We start from the raw sequence: 19,143 nt of genomic DNA, 5'->3' as shown, positions 1-19,143 counted from the left end.
GCAGCCATGCACATCGCGGCAATCGCACACGTTTTGCGTCGTCTTCTTATTGCATGGCTGCTTGCCATGCCGCTGCTGACCGCGCCCGCGGCGGCAGCGGGCGTGGACCCGGCCCTGCTTGCGCCACTGGCCGGCGACGACACGGACGCCAAGCTGCAAGCGATTGCCGCGCTGGGCCAGCTGCCCGAAGCCGGCGCGGCGGCCGTCTTGCAGGCGCTGGGCAATGACCAGCTTTATGCCACGCCGGATGGACGCGTGCTGATCGGCATCGACAGCGCGCGCGCCACCGATCCGACAACGGGCGCGGCCGTGGAACTGCCTTCGGGTTCCGGCACCGTCAGCATCAACAACCGCCTGCGCCGCGCCATCGAGGCCGCGCTGGCGGGTTCCCGCTTGTTCTCGGACAAGCCCAATGAACGGCTGGACGCGGCGCGCCGCTTGCAGCAGACGGGCGATCCTGCCCGCCTGCCCATGCTTGAAAAAGCGCTGGCAACCGAAAAGAACGATGCCGTGCGCGACGCGCTGTTGATCGCGCAGGCCAACCTGGAATTGAAGAGCGCCGACCCGGCCAAGCGCCGCCATGCCGTGGAACTGCTGGGCAACACGCGCAACGCCGCGTTCCGCCCGACGCTTGCCGCGCTGACGCAAGAGCGCGACGGCGCATACACCGAGCCTGACGCCGGCGTGCGCGAGGCCGCCGCCACCGCGCTCAAGCAGATCGACCGCCACCTGGCCACGATTGAATGGGCGGGCAACCTGTTCTACGGCATCAGCCTGGGCAGCGTATTGCTGCTGGCCGCGCTGGGGCTGGCCATCACCTTCGGCCTGATGGGCGTCATCAACATGGCGCACGGCGAACTGCTGATGATCGGCGCGTACGTGACCTATGTGGTGCAGTCCCTGTTTCGCGCGTGGCTGCCGGGCTGGCTGGACTGGTATGTGGTGGCGGCGCTGCCGCTGGCTTTCGTGGTGACGGCGCTGGTCGGCATGGCGCTGGAACGCACCGTCATTCGCTGGTTGTATGGCCGGCCGCTGGAAACGTTGCTGGCCACATGGGGCATCAGCCTGATGCTGATGCAAGGCGTGCGCACGCTGTTTGGCGCGCAGAACGTGGAAGTGGGCAACCCCAGCTGGATGTCCGGCGGCATCACGGTGCTGGGCGGGCTGGTGCTGACCTACAACCGCATCGTCATCATCGGTTTTGCCTTCTTTGTGGTGTTCCTGGTGTGGCTGCTGCTGAACCACACGCGCCTGGGGCTGTTCGTGCGCGCCATCACGCAGAACCGGCGCATGGCCGATTGCGTGGGTGTGCCGACCGGACGCGTGGACATGCTGGCCTTTGGCCTGGGCTCGGGCATTGCGGGCCTGGCCGGCGTGGCCTTGTCGCAGCTGGGCAATGTGGGGCCCGACCTGGGGCGCGGCTACATCGTCGACTCGTTCATGGTGGTGGTGCTGGGCGGCGTGGGCCAGTTGGCCGGCACCGTCATCGCGGCCATGGGGCTGGGCGGCGTCAACAAATTCCTGGAGCCCTATGCGGGCGCCGTCATGGCCAAGATCACCATCCTGGTGCTCATCGTGCTGTTTGTCCAAAAGCGGCCGCAAGGCCTGTTCGCCCCTCGCGGCCGGAGCGTTGAATGAAACAGACCGCGCTGACCGATCTGACCCTGCTGACCCGCCGCCCGCTATTTTCGGGCCGCGCGTGGACGGCCCTGGCCGTGGTGGCCGCGCTGCTGGCGCTGCTGCCGTTGCTGAACCTGGTGTTTCCGCCGGGCCATACGCTGCACGTGTCCGCGTATGCCGTGGCGCTGCTGGGCAAATTCATGTGCTACGCGATGGCGGCGCTGGCGCTGGACCTGGTGTGGGGCTACGCCGGCATCCTGTCGCTGGGGCATGGCCTGTTCTTTGCACTGGGTGGCTACGCGCACGGCATGTATCTGATGCGCGCCATCGGCCGCGACGGCGTCTATCAAAGCAACCTGCCCGATTTCATGGTGTTCCTGGACTGGAAGAGCTACCCCTGGTACTGGGCCTACACCGAACACTTCTGGTACGCGATGCTGCTGGTGGTGCTGGTGCCTGGCGTGCTGGCCTTTGTGTTCGGCTACTTTGCTTTCCGCTCACGCATCAAGGGAGTGTACTTTTCCATCATCACGCAGGCGCTGACGTTCGCCGCCATGCTGCTGTTCTTTCGCAACGACACGGGCTTTGGCGGCAATAACGGCTTTACTGATTTCAAGCGCATCCTGGGCTTTGACATCACCGCGCCGGGCACGCGCGCCGCGCTGTACTGGATCACGCTGGCCGCGCTGGCGGGCGCGCTGATCCTGGCGCGCGTGGTCACGCAGTCCAAGCTGGGCCGCGTGCTGACCGCCGTGCGCGACGCCGAAAGCCGGCTGCGCTTCATTGGCTACGACCCCTTGGGATTCAAGCTGTTCGTGTGGACCTTGTCGGCGGTGTTGTGCGGCATTGCGGGCGCGCTGTACGTGCCGCAGGTGGGCATCATCAACCCCAGCGAAATGTCGACCGAAACCTCGATTGAAATGGTGATCTGGGTAGCTACCGGCGGGCGCGGCACCTTGATCGGCCCCATCATCGGCGCGGGTGCCGTCAATGGCCTGAAGACGTGGTTCACCAGCGTGCTGCCGGAATTCTGGCTGTACGCGCTGGGCCTGATCTTCGTGCTGGTAACGCTGTTCCTGCCCACCGGCATCGTGGGCCTGGCCCGCCGCATCACGGCACGCTTGCAGGAGAAGAAGGCATGACCAGCACGCATACCGAACAAGCCATGCTGGACGGCGGCCCCAGCGGCGATGCCGGCTATGGCCGCGTCAGCCCCAAGGGCCTGGATACCAGCCACGGCGCCATCCTGTACCTGGAAGGCATCACCGTCAGCTTCGACGGCTTCAAGGCGCTGAACGACTTGACGCTGGACATCGGCGTGGGCGAACTGCGCTGCATCATCGGCCCCAACGGCGCGGGCAAGACCACGATGATGGACGTCATCACCGGCAAGACCCGGCCCACGGCAGGCACCGCGTTCTTTGGCCAGAGCATAGACCTGACAACCTTGAACGAAGCGCAGATCGCGCACGCGGGCATCGGCCGCAAGTTCCAGCGCCCCACGGTCTTCGAGCAGCACAGCGTGTTTGAAAACCTGGAACTGGCGATGAAGACGGACAAGCGCGTGCGGCCCACGCTGTTCTCGCGCCTGAGCAGCGAGCAGGCCGACAAGATTGGCGAAACGCTGGACCTGATCCGCCTGCGCGCGCAAGTGCGGCGCCCGGCCGGCTTGCTGTCGCACGGGCAGAAGCAGTGGCTGGAAATCGGCATGCTGTTGATGCAGGAGCCACAGCTGCTGTTGCTGGATGAACCCGTGGCCGGCATGACCGATGCCGAAACCGAACGCACCGGCGAACTGCTGAACGAGCTGCGGGGCCGCCATTCGCTGATGGTGGTGGAACACGACATGGACTTCGTCAACCAGATCGCGGGCACGGGCAAGGTAACGGTGCTGCACGAAGGCTCGGTGCTGGCCGAAGGGCCGATGAGCAAGGTGCAGGCCGACCCGCGCGTGATCGAAGTCTACCTGGGGCGCTAAAGATGCTGGACGTAAGCACGATCAACCAATACTACGGTGGCAGCCACACGCTGCGCGGCGTATCGATGTCGGTGCGCCAGGGCGAATGCCTGGCGCTGCTGGGCCGCAATGGCGTGGGCAAGACCACCTTGCTGAAATGCGTGATGGGCGTGCTGCCCGTGGCCAGCGGCAACATCACATTCGACGGCGCCGACATCACGCGGCTGGCGCCGCACCAGCGCGCCGCGCGTGGCATGGCCTATGTGCCGCAGGGCCGCGACATCTTCGCGCGGCTGACGGTGGAAGAGAACATCCTGATGGGCATGGCCACCAAGCCCGCGGCACGCGCGCGTCGCATCAAGGAAGAAGTCTTCGAGCTTTTCCCCGTATTGAAAAGCATGCTGTCACGGCGCGGCGGCGACCTGTCCGGCGGGCAGCAGCAGCAACTGGCGATTGCGCGGGCGCTGGTGGCCGAGCCCAAGCTCATCATCCTGGACGAGCCCACCGAAGGCATCCAGCCGTCCATCATCAAGGACATCGCGCGGGTGATCCACATGCTGCGCCAGCGCGGCGACATCGCCATCCTGCTATGCGAGCAGTACTTCGATTTCGCGCGCGAGCTGGCCGATCAGTTCGTGGTGTTGTCGCGCGGCGAGGTGGTGGCCAGCGGCGACCGTAGCGCCATCGACGGCGACGACGTGCGGCGGCATCTGTCGGTTTGAACACCGGCCCTGCGCCGGCGCAAGGCGGGTTGAGATTCTTTTGACTTTGCGCGCGCATCGGAAAACTGCTCCGATATAATCCGGCTCCATGTGCTTCGCTACTTTCCTGACCCGCCCCACCGTGTGGATCGCGCTTGCCGCGATCCTGTGGGCGTCGTTGGCGCCGTCGCTAGCCCATGCCCTGAGCCTGTCTCCCGACGGCCATCACATCCATCGCATCCAGGTCGATGTCTGCGCCGGTGGCGCGGACGACAGCGGCATGATGACGCTGGACGTCGTGCACGATGGCCCGCAGGACGCCTCGCAAGACGGTCATGCCGGCAACGGCCATGGCGGTAACCATCATTGCCCGCTGTGCCGCAATCCCCAGGCCGACGTCGGCATCCTGCCCACGCCCGTGCCGGTGCTGCCCCTTCCCGTGGGCCGCGCCACGACCTACCCGCCGCTGTTCTTCCTGGCGGCACCCCCCCTTCATGCCTGGAGCGCGGTTCAGCCGCGCGCACCGCCCGCCAACTAAGCTGGCGCTGAGTCAACCACTCACACGTTCGCGGCTCCCTTCGTGGCCCTTCGTGGCCCCTTCGTGGCCCCTTCGTGGCCCCTGGTGGCCCTGGTGGCCCCTGGTGGCCCGCTGTGTGCGCAGCACGACCCATCGCCCAGCTTGCCGTCTTTAGCCGACCCACCCTGTTCGCGCCGTGATGCGCGAGGCATGGCCCCGTCGTCATCCAGACCTTGAGCCTTTCCCGCGCACCGCCTGCATTCCGGCGGCGTGCCGGACGCGCTCGCCCGTTTGCAGGCATGCATCATGAAACACACGTCTCTGTACACCTTGCTGCTGGGCGTCATGGCCAGCGCACCCGCCCTGTCCCAGGCCGCCGAACCCGCTGTTACGACCCTGGCGCCCACCACCATTTACGGCGCGGGCCATGTTGAGCCCGCGCCCAACGGCCCCATCGACCTGGACATCAAGGACAGCACCGGCAGCCGCCTGGGGCTGACCCTGCGCGAAACGCCGGCCAGCGTCACCGTCATCACGCGCGAGCAGATCGAAGCGCGCGGCTCGCTCAACACGCAGGACATCGCGCGCGGCATTCCGGGCGTGGACAACGCCTCTCCCCCCGGCAACGCCGGTGCGGTCAGCTATCGCGGCTTTTCCGGTGGCCAGGTGTCGCAACTGTTCAACGGCATTTCGGTGCAGTACGACGCCATTGCCGGCCGCCCGGTGGACAGCTGGATCTACGATCGCGTCGAAGCCATCGGCGGCCCTTCCACGTTTCTGTTCGGCGCGGGCGCGGTGGGTGGCGCCATCAACGTCGTCACCAAGCTGCCCGAACGCGACACTTTCCACGACGGCCAATTCCGCCTGGGCTCGTACGACAGCCGCCAATATTCCATCGGCCTGAACCAGCAGCTGGCGGGTGACGCGGGCGGCCAGGGCCACTACCTGCGCATCGACGCCAACACCGGCTCGAGCCACGGTTGGGTAGACGGCAACCATAGCCGCGCCACGCAAGTGGCGGCATCGTTGCTATCTGACTTTGGCGCGGACGTGACCCAGACGTTTGCCTTTGAATACCAGCGCGAACAGGTCGACCGCCCCTACTGGGGCACGCCGCTCAAGACCAACGCCAACGGCGTCGTGCAGGGCGCGGGCCACATCATGGACGGCACGCGCTTCAAGAACTACAACGTCAACGACGGCCTGTACGAGCAGTCCATCCTGTGGGCGCGGTCCATCACCGAATGGCGCGCGGGCTCGAACCTGACGCTGAAGAACACGCTGTACCACTATCGTGCCGACCGCGATTTTCGCAACCTGGAAAGCTATCGCTTCAATGCCGGCAACAGCCTGGTGCTGCGTTCCGGCGCGTTGCTGCAACGGCACGAACAAACGCTGACCGGCAACCGCATCGAAGGGCTGTACCGCTCGACGCTTGCCGGGCTGCCCAGCGATTGGTCGTTTGGCGCCGACATCAGCCAGAACAAGGTCACGCGCTTTCCGACCAGCATCAACGGCCAGGTTGATGCCGTGGACCCGTACGACTTTTCGCCCGGCGACTTCTACGCTATTCCCGGCATGACGCGCGGCCACAAGCCCGACCGCGAGAACCGTATCCGCACCTTTGCGCTGTCGGTGGAAAACCGCACGCAGGTGCTGCCCGGCGTGGCCATCGTGTCGGCGCTGCGCAAGGACTTTATCGACCTGGACCTGACCAATCGCCGCGCGGTGACCGCCACGTCGCCCGCCAGCGCGCAGCGCGGCTATTCGCCATTGACCGGGCGCTTGGGCATTAACTGGGAAGTCAGCCCCGAAGCCGCGTTGTACGCGCAGTACGCCACGGCGGCTGACCCGCCTTCCGGCTTGCTGGCCACCGCTTCGTTCGCCGACGTGCTGAACAACGACAAGCTCACCACCGGCACGCAGGCCGAAGTAGGCGGCAAGTTCAACTTCTGGGATGGGCGCGGCGCGGCCACCGTGGCGGTCTACGAGATCAAGCGCAAGAACATGGCCACGTCCGACCCCGACAATCCCGGCGTCAGCGTGCCGGTGGGCGCGCAGTCGGCGCGCGGCGTGGAGTTGGCGGGCGGCCTGCAACTGACGCCCAAGCTGTCCGTGCAAGGCAACGTGGCCTTTGTTGACCCGCGCTACGACGACTTCTCGCAATCCGCGGGCGGCGTGCCCGTATCGCGCAATGGCAACGTGCCGACCAACACGCCCCGCCGGCTGGCCAACCTGTGGGTGGATTACGCCTTCGTGCCCGACTGGAATGCCAGCGTCGCCGCGCGCTATGTGGGCCGTTCCTACGCGGACGCGGCCAACACTGTGTGGGCGCCGTCCTACACGGTGTTCGATGCGGCCCTGTCGCACCGGATCAACCGCAACGTGAACGCCACCGTGCGCGTGCGCAATCTGACCGACAAGGTCTATGCCGCCAACTCCAGCCCGACCATGTTTTACCTGGGCGCGCCGCGTTCAGTGGAACTGACGCTGCAAATGCGGTTCTGACGAACGCGCGACCAAGGGGCATGCCATGAGCACCACATCCAGCCGCGCGCCCGCGCGCCACGCCGGGCCACCACTGTCCACGCGCGCCAAGCGTTGGCTGTACCTGATCCATCGCTGGGCCGGCATCGTGCTGTGCCTGTTCTTCGCCATGTGGTTTATTTCCGGTGTGGTGATGATGTACGTGGGCTACCCCAAGCTGACGCCGCACGAACGGCTGACGCATCTGGCGCCGCTGGACGCGGCCACGCTTGCCGTCACGCCCGCCCAGGCGCTGGCGGTGGCCGGGGCAAACGATTCCATCGGCCTGAGCCTGGCCGCCACGCGCGCCGGCGCCCCGGTCTATGTGGTGCCGGGCGCCGCCTCCACGGCGCCCAAGGTGGTGGACGCCGCCACTGGCGCACTGCTATCCCCCGCCGACGTTTCGGTAGCCAGGGCATCGGCGCTGGCGTGGTTCGGCGGCCGGTACGCCGCGCGCCATCAGGAAGCGGTGGACGAAGACGTCTACACGCATTCCGGCTCGCTGGACGTGCACCGCCCGCTGCATCGCGTCGACATGGACGACCCGGCGCGCACGCGCTTGTACGTGTCGTCGGCCACGGGCGCGGTGGTGCTGGACGCCACGCGCAACGAACGCGCCTGGAACTACGCGGGCGCGTGGATCCACTGGCTGTATCCGCTGCGCGGCAACGTACTGGACCGCTGGTGGCATGACGTGGTGGTGTGGCTGTCGGTGGCCGGTGTGCTGGTTGCACTGACGGGCACGGTGGTGGGCATCCTGCGCTGGCGCTTTTCGCGTCCGTATGCAACGGGCAGCCGTTCGCCCTACCGCGAACGCATGATGCGATGGCACCACATCAGCGGGCTGCTGTTCGCTGCCATCACCATCACCTGGATCTTCAGCGGCCTGATGTCGATGAACCCGTGGAAGTTGTTTACCAGCACGGCGGCGCCGCTGGCGCGCAGCGCCTATGCCGGCCCGGCCGCCGAGACGCCGCTGGCCTCACCGCGCGAGCTGATCGCGGCCTTGCCCACGGCCCCGCGCGAACTCGTCTGGACGCGCGCGGCCGGGCACGACGTCGCGTTGGCGCGCACCGCCGCGGGCACCCCGCGCGTGTTGTCGGCCACCGCCGCCACGCCCACGGCGTTTGCCGAAACCGACTTGCGCCAGGCCGCTGCGCGCCTCTTGCCCGGCGCGGCGATACGCGAGGTACAGGTCCTGCACGACTACGACTTCTACTACTACGGGCGAGACGCGCACGCGATGCTGGGCCACGTGGAAAAGCCGCTGCCGATGTGGCGCGTGGTGTATGACAACCCGCAGGCGACGTGGGTGTATCTGGACCCGGCCACTAGCCAGATCGCCGGCCGGCAAGACCGCAGCAATCGCGTCAGCCGCTGGCTGTTCGCCTTCTTGCACAGCTGGGACTGGACCGGCCTGTTGTCGCGCCGGCCGTTGTGGGACGTGCTGCTGATCGTGTTGAGCCTGGGTGGCGCGGCGTTGAGCCTGACCGGCGTGGTAATCGGTTGGCGGCGCTTGGGCAAGAAGCTGAAAGGATGAACTTCGGCTGAGCCGGGCCGTGAGTGGCGTCGCGTGTCCAGAAGTAAAACCCAGCACGGCGACGCACTTTGTAAGCGGACTGACGGGAAACCCCATTACCATCGCGGCTATTGTTTATTACGCCTTGATGACGTGTCATGGATTTCCTGGACAGCCTGAACCATTCCCTGTTTCTTTCGATCAACGCCGACCCTGCCACGCCGGCCTGGCGCGTTCACGCCGCCATGCTGATCGCCAACCGGTTGATCCTGCTGGTGCCCGGCGCGCTGGCCGCGCTGTGGTTGTGGGGCGGCCAGCCGCAACGCAGCCTGGCGCTGAAGGTGCTGGCCAGCATCGGCGCCGCGCTGTTCATCAGCTATCTGTGCGGGGCGCTGTGGCCGCAGCCGCGTCCGTTTGTGCTGGGGCTGGGGCACGCGTTCTTTGCGCACAAGGCGACCTCGTCCTTTCCCAGCAACCACACCATCATCATTGCCACCTTTGCGTTCGCGTTGATCCTGGACCGGCGTTGGGCGGTGTGGGGCTGGCTTACGCTGGCGGGCGCCGTCGTCGTGGGCACGGCACGCGTCTATCTGGGCGTGCATTTCCCCTTGGACATCGCGGGCGGCCTGGTGCTGGCGCCCATCGCCGCGGCGATTACCGCCGCGGTGTGGAACCGCGTCGGCGCACCGCTGACGTTGGCCGCCCAAGGTATTTACCGCAAGCTGCTGGCCTTGCCGATCGCGCGCGGCTGGATCCGGGCGTAGACGGTCCGCGGATCAATACTACGCGGCCCGCCGGCCAGCGGTACGCCTGCCCTGGGGCCCGCATGATGCCGACGCTTCAGTTGATCGCCACCTTCGCGTCCTTGACCAGCTTGGCGTAGTTGGCCGTGTCCGCGCCGATACGGGCGCGCATCTGCTCGGGCGTGTCGCCAATCGGCACCGCGCCGATCTCGGCCATGCGGCGCGAGAAGTCGGGCGAATGGATGATCTTTACCATCTCGGCGTTCAGCCGCGTCACCACGTCGGCGGGCGCGGCCGCCGGCGCCAGTACGCCAAACCACGTCCCCATGTTGAAGGGCTTGATGCCCGCCTCTTGCATCGTCGGCACATTGGGCAACGCGGCCGAACGCTGATCGGTGGTGACGGCCAGCGCGCGCAGCTTGCCGCTTTGGATGTGCGCCAGCACAGGCGTGATGGTGTCGAACGACATATCGATCTGGCCGCCCAGCAAATCGGTGGTCAACGGCCCGCTGCCCTTGTACGGCACATGCAGCAGCTTGACGTGGCCCTGCTGCTCGAACTGCGCGCCGATCAGGTGTTGCCCCGTGCCCATGCCGTTGGACCCATACGTCAGCTTTCCCGGCGTGGCCTGCGCCAGCTTGAGCAGGCCTTGCACGGTGGTGGCGTCCAGCTTGGGATTGACGACCAGCACGTTGGGCACCAGCGCCACCGTGGTCACGGGCGCGAAATCCTTCTGAAAGTCGTAGTGCAGGCTCTTGTAAACGCTGGTGGCGATGGTGTGATGCACCGCGCCCATCAGCAGCGTATAGCCGTCGGGCGCCGCCTTGGCCACGTAGTCGGCGCCCAGCGTCGAGCCCGCGCCCGGCTTGTTTTCCACGACCACGGGCTGGCCCAGGCTCTTGGACAGTTCCTGCCCCAGGGCGCGCGCCAATACATCGGTGGTGCCGCCCGCCGGAAACGGCACCACCAGGCTGATCGGCCGCGCCGGATACGCCTGCGCGCTGGCCGTGCCACCCAACAACGTGAAAGGCAGGCCCACCACGCAGGCGAGCGCCATCGCGCGCACGCGGAATTGTTGCTTGAACATGCTTGTCTCCTTGGATTACGAATGGACTTCGCTTCTTGTTGTATTGCCGGGTCACCGCGTGAAGCGTGCTGCCTCGGGGTCTTGCGCCCCTGTCGCGGTGTCCGGGTATCGATGCCGGCGCCCTGTACCGCTACGCCGCCTGCTCTTGCCTGCCCCGCGCCAGCTGCGCGCAGACGGCCTCGGTGACGTCATCGGTGCGTGCCTGCCCGCCCAGGTCGCGCGTATGCAACGCGGGGGTGGCCGTGACGCGTTCGATGGCTTGCATCAGGCGCGCCGCCGCCTCTGCTTCCCCCAGGTGTTCCAGCAGCATGACCACTGACCAGAACGTGCCCACCGGGTTGGCCAGGCCTTGCCCCATGATGTCGAAAGCCGAGCCGTGGATGGGCTCGAACATGGACGGGTAACGGCGTTCGGGGTCGATGTTGCCGGTGGGCGCGATGCCCAGGCTGCCGGCCAGCGCGGCGGCCAGGTCGCTGAGGATGTCGGCATGCAGGTTGGTGGCCACGATGGTGTCCAGCGACGCGGGCCGGTTGACCATGCGGGCGGTGGCGGCGTCGACCAGTTCCTTGTCCCACGTGACGTCGGGAAATTCGCGGCTGACTTGTAGCGCGATCTCGTCCCACATGACCATGGCGTGGCGCTGCGCGTTGGATTTGGTGATGACGGTCAGGAGCTTGCGCGGGCGCGATTGCGCCAGCTTGAAGGCAAAGCGCAGGATGCGTTCGACGCCGGCGCGCGTCATGATGGACACGTCGGTGGCGGCCTCGATGGGGTGGCCCTGGTGCACGCGTCCGCCCACGCCGGAATACTCGCCTTCGGAATTTTCGCGCACGGTGACCCAGTTCAGTTGATCGGGCGTGCAGCGCTTTAGCGGCGCGTCGATGCCGGGCAGGATGCGCGTGGGGCGCACGTTGGCGTACTGGTCAAAGCCCTGGCAGATCTTCAGGCGCAGGCCCCACAGGGTGATGTGGTCGGCAATGTCGGGGTCGCCGGCCGAGCCGAACAGGATGGCGTCCTTGTCGCGCAAGGCGTCCAGGCCGTCGGCGGGCATCATCACGCCGTGCTGGCGGTAGTAGTCGCCGCCCCAATCGAAGTTCTGGAATTCGAATTGCAGCCCGCCTTCGTCGGCAATGGCCTGCATGACGCGCTGGCCGGCCGGAATCACTTCCTTGCCGATGCCGTCGCCGGGGATGGTTGCGATGCGGTAGGTCTTCATAAGCCGACAGGCTCCTTGCGGGTAAGGGTCTGTCGGCAATGTACCGAGCGCTGCGCGCCGTGCGCGCAGCGCCGTTCACAACATCTTCAACCTGAAGTTGAAGATGGCGCGGTGACGATCAGCAGCGGTTGACGTTCAGGTTGTTGATCAGGTTGTTGAACGTCTGGCGCAGGCTGTAGGCGTCGTCCACGATGGTGGGGCGCATCATCTTGAAGGCGCCGGTGCGTTCCGCGTCTTGCTGGTAGCGGCCGCTGTCCGTGTTTTCCAGCACCTTGCGGCCGGCGGCCAGGAAGGCATTGGCTTGCATCATCGTGCTGGCGCAGCCCTTGGGGTCGGCCTCGCGGGTCTTCTTGTCAAAGCCCAGCGTCATCTCGTTCAGCTTGTCCAGCTGCTGCTTGAACGCGTCCTTCTTGTCGCCCAGGCCGGTGCCTTCGAATATGCCGGTGGCCTGGTCCAGCGTGGACTTGCCGTAATAGACCATGCCCGCGCGGTAGTAGGCCACGGTGTCCTTCTTGGCCTTCTCGAACGCTTCCTTGGTGTTGGCCATGTCCTTCACGGAAATGCCATGGTAGAAGGCGCTTTCGGCCTTGGCCACGTCGGTCAGCGCAGCCACGTAGGCGGGGCTTTTCTCGCGCGCCAGCGCGCCGTTGTCCGACAGGAAGGTCTTGGCGGCGGCGTAGTTTTGCAGTTCGGTGGACAGCGGCGCCAGCTTGCCCAGCGCGTCGGCAAAGTTCTTGGCGGGCGCGTCGATCTCGGGGATGGCCGGCTTCATGGCCAGGGCCTTTTCCAGCTTTTCCTTGGTGCGCAGCACCATGATGTCGTTGCCGATGACGTAGTCCTTCACGGGCTTCTTGTCGGCCATCTTGGGCACCATGTACTTGTTGTACTGGTCCAGCGTTTCATCAAACGACTGGCTGATGCTGTTGGCCGCGTCAACGTACTGGTTGTACTTGACGATCTCGGCCTGGGCGGTGCTGGCTTCGGCGGCTTTTGCTTGCGGCTTGGCGTTGTCGTCACCGCACGCGGCGAGCATCAACGTGGCGGCCAAAATAGCGGACATGCACAAGGGGCGCGACATAAAAATCTGTTCTCCGAAAAAGGGAACGCATCATATGCCGCCGTGTTGCTTAACACGCTACAAAGTCATTCAGACCTGTCACAAGGGTTTGCAAACCGCGACGACATCTTTACATGCCCGTCCATGCCCGCGCTTTTGGTCAGGCGCAGGCGTGCCGCGCGGTGGATGTGTCGGCGGTTTTCGGACAGCAATATCATCGGCACAACAGTGTCCGAAAACCGCTAGATGCCCGCCTGCCGGCGGCGCTAGCATGGCGGCATGAACCTGGACCACGACGCCTGCTACCGCGCCATCAGCGTGCGCGACGCCCGTTACGACGGGCGCTTCTTCACGGCGGTGAAGACCACGCGCATTTATTGCCGCCCGGTGTGCCCGGCGCGCACGCCGCTATCTCGCAACGTCACGTTTTTCGCCAGCGCCGCCGGCGCTCAAGAAGCGGGGTTTCACCCTTGCCTGCGCTGCCGCCCGGAAACCGCGCCCGACCTTGGCCCCCCGCGTGAACTACCGGACAGCGTGGCGCGCGCGCTGGCGCTGATCGAGGCGGGCGCCTTGGACGATGCCGGCGTGGATGCGCTGGCCGCCAGGCTGGGCGTGGGCGACCGGCAACTACGCCGGCTGTTTCGCCAGCATCTGGGCGCGTCGGCGGTGGCCGTGGCGCAAACCCGGCGTGTGCTGCTGGCCAAGCAACTGATCCACGAAACCCAGCTGCCCATGGCCGACATTGCCTTCGCTTCCGGCTTTGGCAGCATTCGCCGCTTCAATGAAACCTTCCTGGCGCTGTTCGGCCGCGCGCCCGGCGCGCTGCGGCGTTCGGCCCGGCCCGATGTGCCCTATGCCGCGCAAGGCGAAATCAAGCTGTTGCTGCGCTACCGGCCGCCTTACGACTGGGCGGCCATGCTGGATTTTCTACGTCTGCGGGCCATACCCGGCATGGAGCGCGTGGATGGCGATTGCTATGCGCGCACGGTCAGCGTGGATGGCATGCAGGGCACGATCAGCGTGCGGCCGGGCACCGGCAACGCGTTGCTGGCCACGGTGCGCGTGGCACGCGTGAATGCATTGCCGACGATCATTGCGCGGATCCGGCGGCTGTTCGACCTGGGCAGCGACCCCGTTGCGCTGGCGGCGCAGTTCGGGCATGACCCGGTGATGGCGGCGTTGATCGCCGCGCGCCCTGGCTTGCGCGTGCCGGGCGCCTGGGACGGATTTGAATTGGCGATGCGCGCGGTGCTGGGCCAGCAGATCACCGTGTCGGCGGCTATCCGGTTGGCGGGCAAGCTGGTTGCCGCGCATGGCGCATGGCTGACGCAGCCCGAGGACGGCCTGACCCACTGTTTTCCCGAGCCGCCGGCGCTGGCCCACACGGAGCTTGCCGGTCTGGGCATGCCGCGCAGCCGCGCGGCCACGCTGTCGGCGGTGGCGGCTGCGGCGGTGGCGGACCCACGTTTGTTCGATCCGGGCAGCAGTCTGGAAGACGCGGTCAAGCGGCTGCGCGCAATACGCGGCATCGGAGAGTGGACGGCGCAGTACATTGCGTTGCGCCAATTGCGTGAACCGGATGCGTTTCCCAGCGCGGACATCGGCTTGATCCGTGCGTTGGAGAAATTGGAAGCGCGGCCCTACACGCCCGCGCAGTTGCTGGCGCGGTCCGAGTCATGGCGGCCATGGCGTGCGTATGCCGCGCAGCATCTGTGGTCGGCGGGTTGAGCGCAACGGACTGAGGACCGGGCGGCCTGCTGTCTGCTGCGTGCTGTCTGCTGCGTGCTGTCTGCTGCGTGCTGTCTGCTGCGTGCTGTCTGCTGCGTGCTGTCTGCTGCGTGCTGTCGGTTCAGTCTGCCGCTTGCCACCCGCCTGGTTGCTTCCGCGCGGGAGCTGCGCATCCTTCCCTACCAGGCTGCCTGTTTATCGCGCTGAAAGTAGCCCACCAAAAAATCCACAAAGACGCGGACCTTGGCGGACAGGTGGTGGCGTTCCGGGAACACGGCGTAGATGTCGGCCTGCGGCAGCGCGTAGTCTTCCAGCACGTGCACCAGCCGGCCGCTGCGCAGGTAGCGCGCCAGGTCCCATTCGGCGCGCTGCAAGATGCCCAGGCCGGCAAGCCCCCAGGTCAGCGTCACTTCGCCATCGTTGCTGCTTAACGCACCGCGTACCTTCACGGTTTCGCTGCGGCGTCCCTTGGTGAAGCGCCACAGGCTGTAGGCGTCTTCGTTCTGGCGCAGCACTATGCACTGGTGCCGCGTCAGGTCGTGCGGGGTCAGCGGCACGCCATGCGCTTTCAGGTAAGCCGGCGATGCGCACACCAGCCGCCGGTTGGGCGCGATCTTGCGGGCAATCAGTCGGGTGTCGGGCAGGTCGCCAAAGCGCACCGCCACGTCGAACGCGTCCTGCACGAAGTCGGCGGGGCTGTCCGTCAGCTGCAATTGCAGCATCACGTCGGGATACTGCCGGGAAAATTCCGCAATGGCCGGCGCGATGTAGCTGCGGCCAAAACCCAGCGGCGCGTTGACCTTCAAGCGGCCGCGCGGGGTGTCCTGGCGGCTGGCGATCAGCGCGTCCAGGTCTTCGATTTCGCCCAGGATGCGGCGGGCGCTTTCCAGGTAGACCTCGCCTTCGGCCGTCAGGCTCAGGCGCCGCGTGCTGCGGTTGAACAGCCGCACGCCCAGCCGCGCTTCGATCTGCGCAAGCCGTTTGCTGACCGCCGCGGGGGTGACATCCAGCTGGCGGGCCGCGGCCGACATGCCGCCGGCGCGGGCCAGCTCAACCACCAGTTGCAGTTCGCTGGAATGCCCCATGGCGGCGGGCCGGGGCGCTTAGTCGCGAAAGTTTTCGAACTGCAAGGGCAGGTCGACGTCGGTCTTTTTCAACAGCGCGATGGCCGATTGCAGGTCGTCGCGCTTTTTGCCGGTGATACGCAGCTTGTCACCGTTGATCTGCGATTCCACCTTGAGCTTGGCGTTCTTGATGGCGGCGATCAGCTTCTTGGCCACGGGCTGTTCGATACCCTGCTTGATGGTCACCTTCTGGCGGGCGCCGCCCAGGTTTTCCAGGGGGTCGGCCACGTCCAGGCAGCGCACGTCGATACCACGCGCCGACAGGCGGCCGCGCAGGATGTCGAGCATTTGCTTGAGCTGGAAGGCGCTGGAGGCAACCTGGGTGACGACGAACCCTTCCAGTTCGAACTTGGCGTCGCTGCCCTTGAAGTCGAAGCGGGTGGATAGTTCGCGGTTGGCCTGATCGATGGCGTTGGTAAGTTCGTGTTTGTCGACTTCAGAGACGACGTCAAAAGTAGGCATGACACGGGTCCTGTTGGATGATGAAAAATCGGGGGTAGGCATCAGGTGCCCGCAGTGTATGACGCGGTGTACCTCGGCCGCCATTTTACCGGCCCGGCGCCGCCGTGCGCCACCAACCCGAATGGCGCGCACCGCCCTGCCCGCTACACCGTCAGGACCAGCAGCCGATCGGGCTGCAAAGGATGCGCGATCACCTGGGCCTCGATGCCATAGGCCCGGTACAGGTTGGCGGCCGTCAGCACCTGGGCCGGCGTGCCCTGCGCGATGGCGCGGCCGGCGCTTAGCAGCAACAGGCGGTCGCACCAGCGCGCGGCCAGATTCATGTCGTGCAGAATCACCAGGACGCCTGTATTGCCCTCATGCGCCAGTTCCCAGGCGCGGTGCAGCAGGTCGCCCTGGTGCTTCGGGTCAAGGCTGGCGGTGGGTTCGTCCAGCAACAGATAACGCGCCTCGCCGGGTGCGCGGGCGGCGTGGCATTGCACCAGCACACGTGCGAATTGCACGCGTTGCTGTTCGCCGCCCGATAGTTCCGGGTAGCGGCGGCCGGCCAGGTGCGCCACATCGGCAAGGCCCAGCGCCTGGGCCACCAGCGCATCGACTTGTGCGGGCGCCAGTTCGGCGAACGGGTAGGCGCCCATTGCCACCACTTCACGCACGCCCAGGTCGAAAGTCAGGCCGGGCTTTTGCGGCAGCACCGCTCGGCGTCGCGCTTGCCGGCCCAGCACCATGCCGGCAAGCGGCGCGCCGTCCAGCGTTATCTGGCCGGCATCGGCCGAGAGCTCGGCCGCCAGCGCACCCAGCAAGGTGGATTTGCCCGCGCCGTTCGCGCCCAGCAAGCCCACGACCTCGCCGGGGCGCACCTCCAGCGACACGTCGGTCAGGATGCGCGCGCCGCCGCGAGACAAGGTCAGCCTGTGGGCGGCCAGGGCTTGTCCGCCCGCGGCCTGCCCGGCCGTGCGTGGGGCGGGTTGCGTCTGTGCAGCCTGCGCCTTTGCAGCCTGCGCCTTTGCAGCCTGCGCCTGTCCGGCCGCTATTTGTGTGGGCGATGTCATGCCAGCCTCCGGCCGCGCGCCAGCAGCCACAGGAAGAAGGGGCCGCCAACCAGGCCCGTGACCAGGCCGATCGGCAGTTCGGCGGGCACGACGACGGTGCGCGCCATCCAGTCGGCCAACACCAGCGCCAGGCCACCGGCCAGCACGGTGGCCGGCAGCAGCCAGCGGTGATTGGCGCCCAGCGTCATGCGCACCAGATGCGGCACCACCAACCCCACGAAGACGATGGTGCCGGTGGCCGCCACCAGCGGCCCGACGATTAGCGCGCTGGCCAGCACCAGCTGCGCCCGCACGCGCTTGAGCGCGTAGCCCAGATGCTGGGCCTCGCGCTCGCCCAGCAGCAAGGCGTTCATCACGCGCCACTGGCACATCAGCCACGCGCTCATCAGCAGCACCCACGGCGCCAGGAAGGCCAGCACGTTCCAGTTCGCGCCGCCCAGGCTGCCCATGTTCCAGAAGGTCAAGTCGCGCAGCTGCGCGTCGGTGGCCACGAAGGTGAACAGGCCGATCACGCTGAACGACATTGCCGTGATCGCCACGCCCGCCAGCAGCAAGCCCGCCACGCCGGGCACGCGCCGTCCCACGGCATACGCGCACATCGTCGCCAGCAGGCTGCCCACGAAGGCGGACGGCGCGGTGACCCAGAACCCACCCGAGGTCAGCACGATGGCGGCGACGGCGCCCAGCGCGCCCCCCGCCGAAATACCGATCAGGCCCGGTTCCGCCAAAGGGTTGCGAAACAAAGCCTGCATGGCCGCGCCCGCTATCGCCAGCCCCGCCCCCGTTACCACCGCGAACAGCACGCGCGGCAAGCGGATGTCGATCAGCACATTGCGCCACAAGGCGCTTTCAGGCGTGGGCGTGCCCCACAGCAGCGCCGGCAGTTCGCGCAGCGGGATCGTCACCGCGCCGTGCGCCGTGGCGCCCAGCACGGCCAGCAGCAAGGCCAAGGCCAGCAGCACCAAGGCCGTTGGCGCGCTAACGCGCCATGACATCGGCCACCTCTTGTTTAAGCTGGGTCAGCGCCAGCGGCAGGCGTGGCCCCATGCCCAGGATCAGCAGGTCGTCCATGACCACCACGCGACGCCTGGCGGCCGCTGGCGAGCCGGCGACGCCCGGCTGCGCCAGGAACTTGTCCATGCCGCCGGTGGCCTCCAGCGACGCTTGCGTCACCACGATCAGGTCAGGCGCCAATGCGCCGATGGCCTCGGCCGACAGGGGCTTGTAGCCCTGCTGGTCATGCAGCACATTGGTCAGGCCGGCCAGCTGCATGACTTCATTGGCGGCGGTGTCGCGGCCCGCGCCCTGCGGCGTGCCCGTGCGGTTAAGCAGCAACAGCGCGCGCGCCCGCGTGGGCGCAATGGCCTCGGCACGCGCGAGTTCCCGCGAGACCTTGTCCACCATGCGTTCGCCCGCGGGCGCCGCGCCCAGCGCGTCGGCCACGGCACGGATGCGCGCCTTCAACGAATCCACCGACGGCGCGTCCGGCACCGTGACGACGCGCACGCCCACGCCCGCCAGACGCTTGAGCGCTTCGGGCGGCCCGGCCTGTTCCGATGCCAGCACCAGATCGGGTTTAAGCGACAGCACCCCTTCGACCGGCACGGCGCGGTAATAGCCCACGCGCGGCAGGCGCGTGGCGGCTTCGGGGTAGAGGCTGGACAGGTCGTCCCCCACCAGCCGGTCGCCCTCGCCCAGGCCATAGACGATCTCGGTGACGCTGCCGCCCAGGCTGACCACCCGGCTGGGTTCAGCGGCGTGCACGCCCGGCGCGACGCCGCAGCCCAATGCCATCGCCACTGCCACAGCGTTTGCCAATGCCTTTGCCTTTGCC

At 66.9% G+C, this 19,143-nt stretch carries 17 protein-coding genes; 9 read left to right on the top strand and 8 right to left on the bottom strand.

The window, feature by feature from the left end; genetic code table 11:
- The first annotated feature begins 6 nt into the window (after positions 1-6).
- From urtB to V6F88_RS18785, 8 genes are all read left to right on the top strand, one after another.
- Positions 7-1,638, top strand: coding sequence for an urea ABC transporter permease subunit UrtB (gene urtB / locus V6F88_RS18820; protein ID WP_332611371.1), 1,632 nt, complete (start codon positions 7-9; stop codon positions 1,636-1,638).
- Complete coding sequence (gene urtC, locus V6F88_RS18815; protein ID WP_332611370.1) at positions 1,635-2,762, top strand: urea ABC transporter permease subunit UrtC; 1,128 nt, start codon at positions 1,635-1,637, stop codon at positions 2,760-2,762. The genes urtB and urtC overlap by 4 nt, the downstream gene beginning before the upstream one ends.
- Entirely contained in the window at positions 2,759-3,598 is an 840-nt protein-coding gene (gene urtD, locus V6F88_RS18810; RefSeq protein ID WP_332611369.1) for an urea ABC transporter ATP-binding protein UrtD, read from the top strand. Before urtC ends, urtD begins: the two co-directional genes overlap by 4 nt.
- Before the next feature lie 2 nt (positions 3,599-3,600).
- Positions 3,601-4,299 (top strand): urea ABC transporter ATP-binding subunit UrtE, encoded by a 699-nt coding sequence (gene urtE / locus V6F88_RS18805; RefSeq protein WP_332611368.1) that lies wholly within the window; start codon positions 3,601-3,603, stop codon positions 4,297-4,299.
- An 88-nt stretch (positions 4,300-4,387) separates the two neighbouring features.
- Positions 4,388-4,816 (top strand): DUF2946 family protein, encoded by a 429-nt coding sequence (locus V6F88_RS18800; protein ID WP_332611367.1) that lies wholly within the window; start codon positions 4,388-4,390, stop codon positions 4,814-4,816.
- A 285-nt stretch (positions 4,817-5,101) separates the two neighbouring features.
- Positions 5,102-7,303, top strand: coding sequence for a TonB-dependent receptor (locus V6F88_RS18795; protein WP_332611365.1), 2,202 nt, complete (start codon positions 5,102-5,104; stop codon positions 7,301-7,303).
- 25 nt (positions 7,304-7,328) lie between these two features.
- On the top strand, positions 7,329-8,861 hold the full coding sequence (locus V6F88_RS18790; RefSeq protein WP_332611364.1) for a PepSY-associated TM helix domain-containing protein: 1,533 nt from the start codon (positions 7,329-7,331) through the stop codon (positions 8,859-8,861).
- Positions 8,862-8,998: 137 nt separating this feature from the next.
- Entirely contained in the window at positions 8,999-9,604 is a 606-nt protein-coding gene (locus V6F88_RS18785) for a phosphatase PAP2 family protein (protein WP_332611362.1), read from the top strand.
- A gap of 76 nt (positions 9,605-9,680) precedes the next feature.
- On the opposite strand, the gene V6F88_RS18780 is transcribed toward V6F88_RS18785, so the two are convergent.
- The 3 genes from V6F88_RS18780 to V6F88_RS18770 all read right to left on the bottom strand — a co-directional run bounded on the left by V6F88_RS18780 (position 9,681) and on the right by V6F88_RS18770 (position 12,946).
- Positions 9,681-10,670, bottom strand: coding sequence for a Bug family tripartite tricarboxylate transporter substrate binding protein (locus tag V6F88_RS18780; RefSeq protein ID WP_442880344.1), 990 nt, complete (start codon positions 10,668-10,670; stop codon positions 9,681-9,683).
- Between the two features lie 130 nt (positions 10,671-10,800).
- A complete protein-coding gene (locus V6F88_RS18775; RefSeq protein ID WP_332611361.1) occupies positions 10,801-11,886 on the bottom strand; it encodes a tartrate dehydrogenase in 1,086 nt (361 codons plus the stop codon).
- A 118-nt stretch (positions 11,887-12,004) separates the two neighbouring features.
- Positions 12,005-12,946: a DUF3829 domain-containing protein gene (locus tag V6F88_RS18770; protein WP_332611359.1), complete on the bottom strand. Its 942-nt coding sequence runs from the start codon at positions 12,944-12,946 to the stop codon at positions 12,005-12,007.
- 276 nt (positions 12,947-13,222) lie between these two features.
- On the opposite strand from V6F88_RS18770, the gene V6F88_RS18765 reads away from it, so the two are divergent.
- Entirely contained in the window at positions 13,223-14,671 is a 1,449-nt protein-coding gene (locus tag V6F88_RS18765; RefSeq protein WP_332611358.1) for an AlkA N-terminal domain-containing protein, read from the top strand.
- 179 nt (positions 14,672-14,850) lie between these two features.
- Here V6F88_RS18765 and V6F88_RS18760 read toward each other — a convergent pair whose 3' ends face one another.
- The 5 genes from V6F88_RS18760 to V6F88_RS18740 form a co-directional block, all read right to left on the bottom strand.
- The gene (locus V6F88_RS18760) at positions 14,851-15,756 is read right to left on the bottom strand and encodes a LysR family transcriptional regulator (protein ID WP_332611357.1); all 906 of its coding nucleotides are present in this window, start codon (positions 15,754-15,756) and stop codon (positions 14,851-14,853) included.
- 18 nt (positions 15,757-15,774) lie between these two features.
- A complete protein-coding gene (locus tag V6F88_RS18755; protein WP_046805184.1) occupies positions 15,775-16,257 on the bottom strand; it encodes a YajQ family cyclic di-GMP-binding protein in 483 nt (160 codons plus the stop codon).
- A 143-nt stretch (positions 16,258-16,400) separates the two neighbouring features.
- The gene (locus V6F88_RS18750; protein WP_332611356.1) at positions 16,401-17,309 is read right to left on the bottom strand and encodes a heme ABC transporter ATP-binding protein; all 909 of its coding nucleotides are present in this window, start codon (positions 17,307-17,309) and stop codon (positions 16,401-16,403) included.
- Positions 17,306-18,304, bottom strand: coding sequence for a FecCD family ABC transporter permease (locus V6F88_RS18745; RefSeq protein WP_332611355.1), 999 nt, complete (start codon positions 18,302-18,304; stop codon positions 17,306-17,308). The genes V6F88_RS18750 and V6F88_RS18745 overlap by 4 nt, the downstream gene beginning before the upstream one ends.
- Positions 18,288-19,103 (bottom strand): heme/hemin ABC transporter substrate-binding protein, encoded by an 816-nt coding sequence (locus V6F88_RS18740; RefSeq protein ID WP_332611446.1) that lies wholly within the window; start codon positions 19,101-19,103, stop codon positions 18,288-18,290. Before V6F88_RS18740 ends, V6F88_RS18745 begins: the two co-directional genes overlap by 17 nt.
- Positions 19,104-19,143: the final 40 nt, after the last annotated feature.

Source organism: Achromobacter sp. ESBL13 (assembly GCF_036668755.1).
Taxonomy (GTDB): domain Bacteria; phylum Pseudomonadota; class Gammaproteobacteria; order Burkholderiales; family Burkholderiaceae_B; genus Achromobacter.
This window is presented reverse-complemented; position numbering and strand designations above follow the sequence as displayed.

Excerpts from the sequence above, each read along its gene's own strand:
- urtD (WP_332611369.1), top strand. The coding sequence starts at position 2,759 with ATGACCAGCACGCATACCGAACAAGCCATGCTGGACGGCGGCCCCAGC.
- V6F88_RS18745 (WP_332611355.1), bottom strand. The coding sequence starts at position 18,304 with ATGTCATGGCGCGTTAGCGCGCCAACGGCCTTGGTGCTGCTGGCCTTG.
- V6F88_RS18775 (WP_332611361.1), bottom strand. The coding sequence starts at position 11,886 with ATGAAGACCTACCGCATCGCAACCATCCCCGGCGACGGCATCGGCAAG.
- V6F88_RS18770 (WP_332611359.1), bottom strand. The coding sequence starts at position 12,946 with ATGTCCGCTATTTTGGCCGCCACGTTGATGCTCGCCGCGTGCGGTGAC.
- V6F88_RS18795 (WP_332611365.1), top strand. The coding sequence starts at position 5,102 with ATGAAACACACGTCTCTGTACACCTTGCTGCTGGGCGTCATGGCCAGC.
- urtC (WP_332611370.1), top strand. The coding sequence starts at position 1,635 with ATGAAACAGACCGCGCTGACCGATCTGACCCTGCTGACCCGCCGCCCG.
- V6F88_RS18755 (WP_046805184.1), bottom strand. The coding sequence starts at position 16,257 with ATGCCTACTTTTGACGTCGTCTCTGAAGTCGACAAACACGAACTTACC.
- V6F88_RS18785 (WP_332611362.1), top strand. The coding sequence starts at position 8,999 with ATGGATTTCCTGGACAGCCTGAACCATTCCCTGTTTCTTTCGATCAAC.
- V6F88_RS18750 (WP_332611356.1), bottom strand. The coding sequence starts at position 17,309 with ATGACATCGCCCACACAAATAGCGGCCGGACAGGCGCAGGCTGCAAAG.
- V6F88_RS18780 (WP_442880344.1), bottom strand. The coding sequence starts at position 10,670 with ATGTTCAAGCAACAATTCCGCGTGCGCGCGATGGCGCTCGCCTGCGTG.
- urtE (WP_332611368.1), top strand. The coding sequence starts at position 3,601 with ATGCTGGACGTAAGCACGATCAACCAATACTACGGTGGCAGCCACACG.
- V6F88_RS18760 (WP_332611357.1), bottom strand. The coding sequence starts at position 15,756 with ATGGGGCATTCCAGCGAACTGCAACTGGTGGTTGAGCTGGCCCGCGCC.
- V6F88_RS18765 (WP_332611358.1), top strand. The coding sequence starts at position 13,223 with ATGAACCTGGACCACGACGCCTGCTACCGCGCCATCAGCGTGCGCGAC.
- V6F88_RS18740 (WP_332611446.1), bottom strand. The coding sequence starts at position 19,103 with ATGGCATTGGGCTGCGGCGTCGCGCCGGGCGTGCACGCCGCTGAACCC.
- V6F88_RS18800 (WP_332611367.1), top strand. The coding sequence starts at position 4,388 with ATGTGCTTCGCTACTTTCCTGACCCGCCCCACCGTGTGGATCGCGCTT.
- urtB (WP_332611371.1), top strand. The coding sequence starts at position 7 with ATGCACATCGCGGCAATCGCACACGTTTTGCGTCGTCTTCTTATTGCA.
- V6F88_RS18790 (WP_332611364.1), top strand. The coding sequence starts at position 7,329 with ATGAGCACCACATCCAGCCGCGCGCCCGCGCGCCACGCCGGGCCACCA.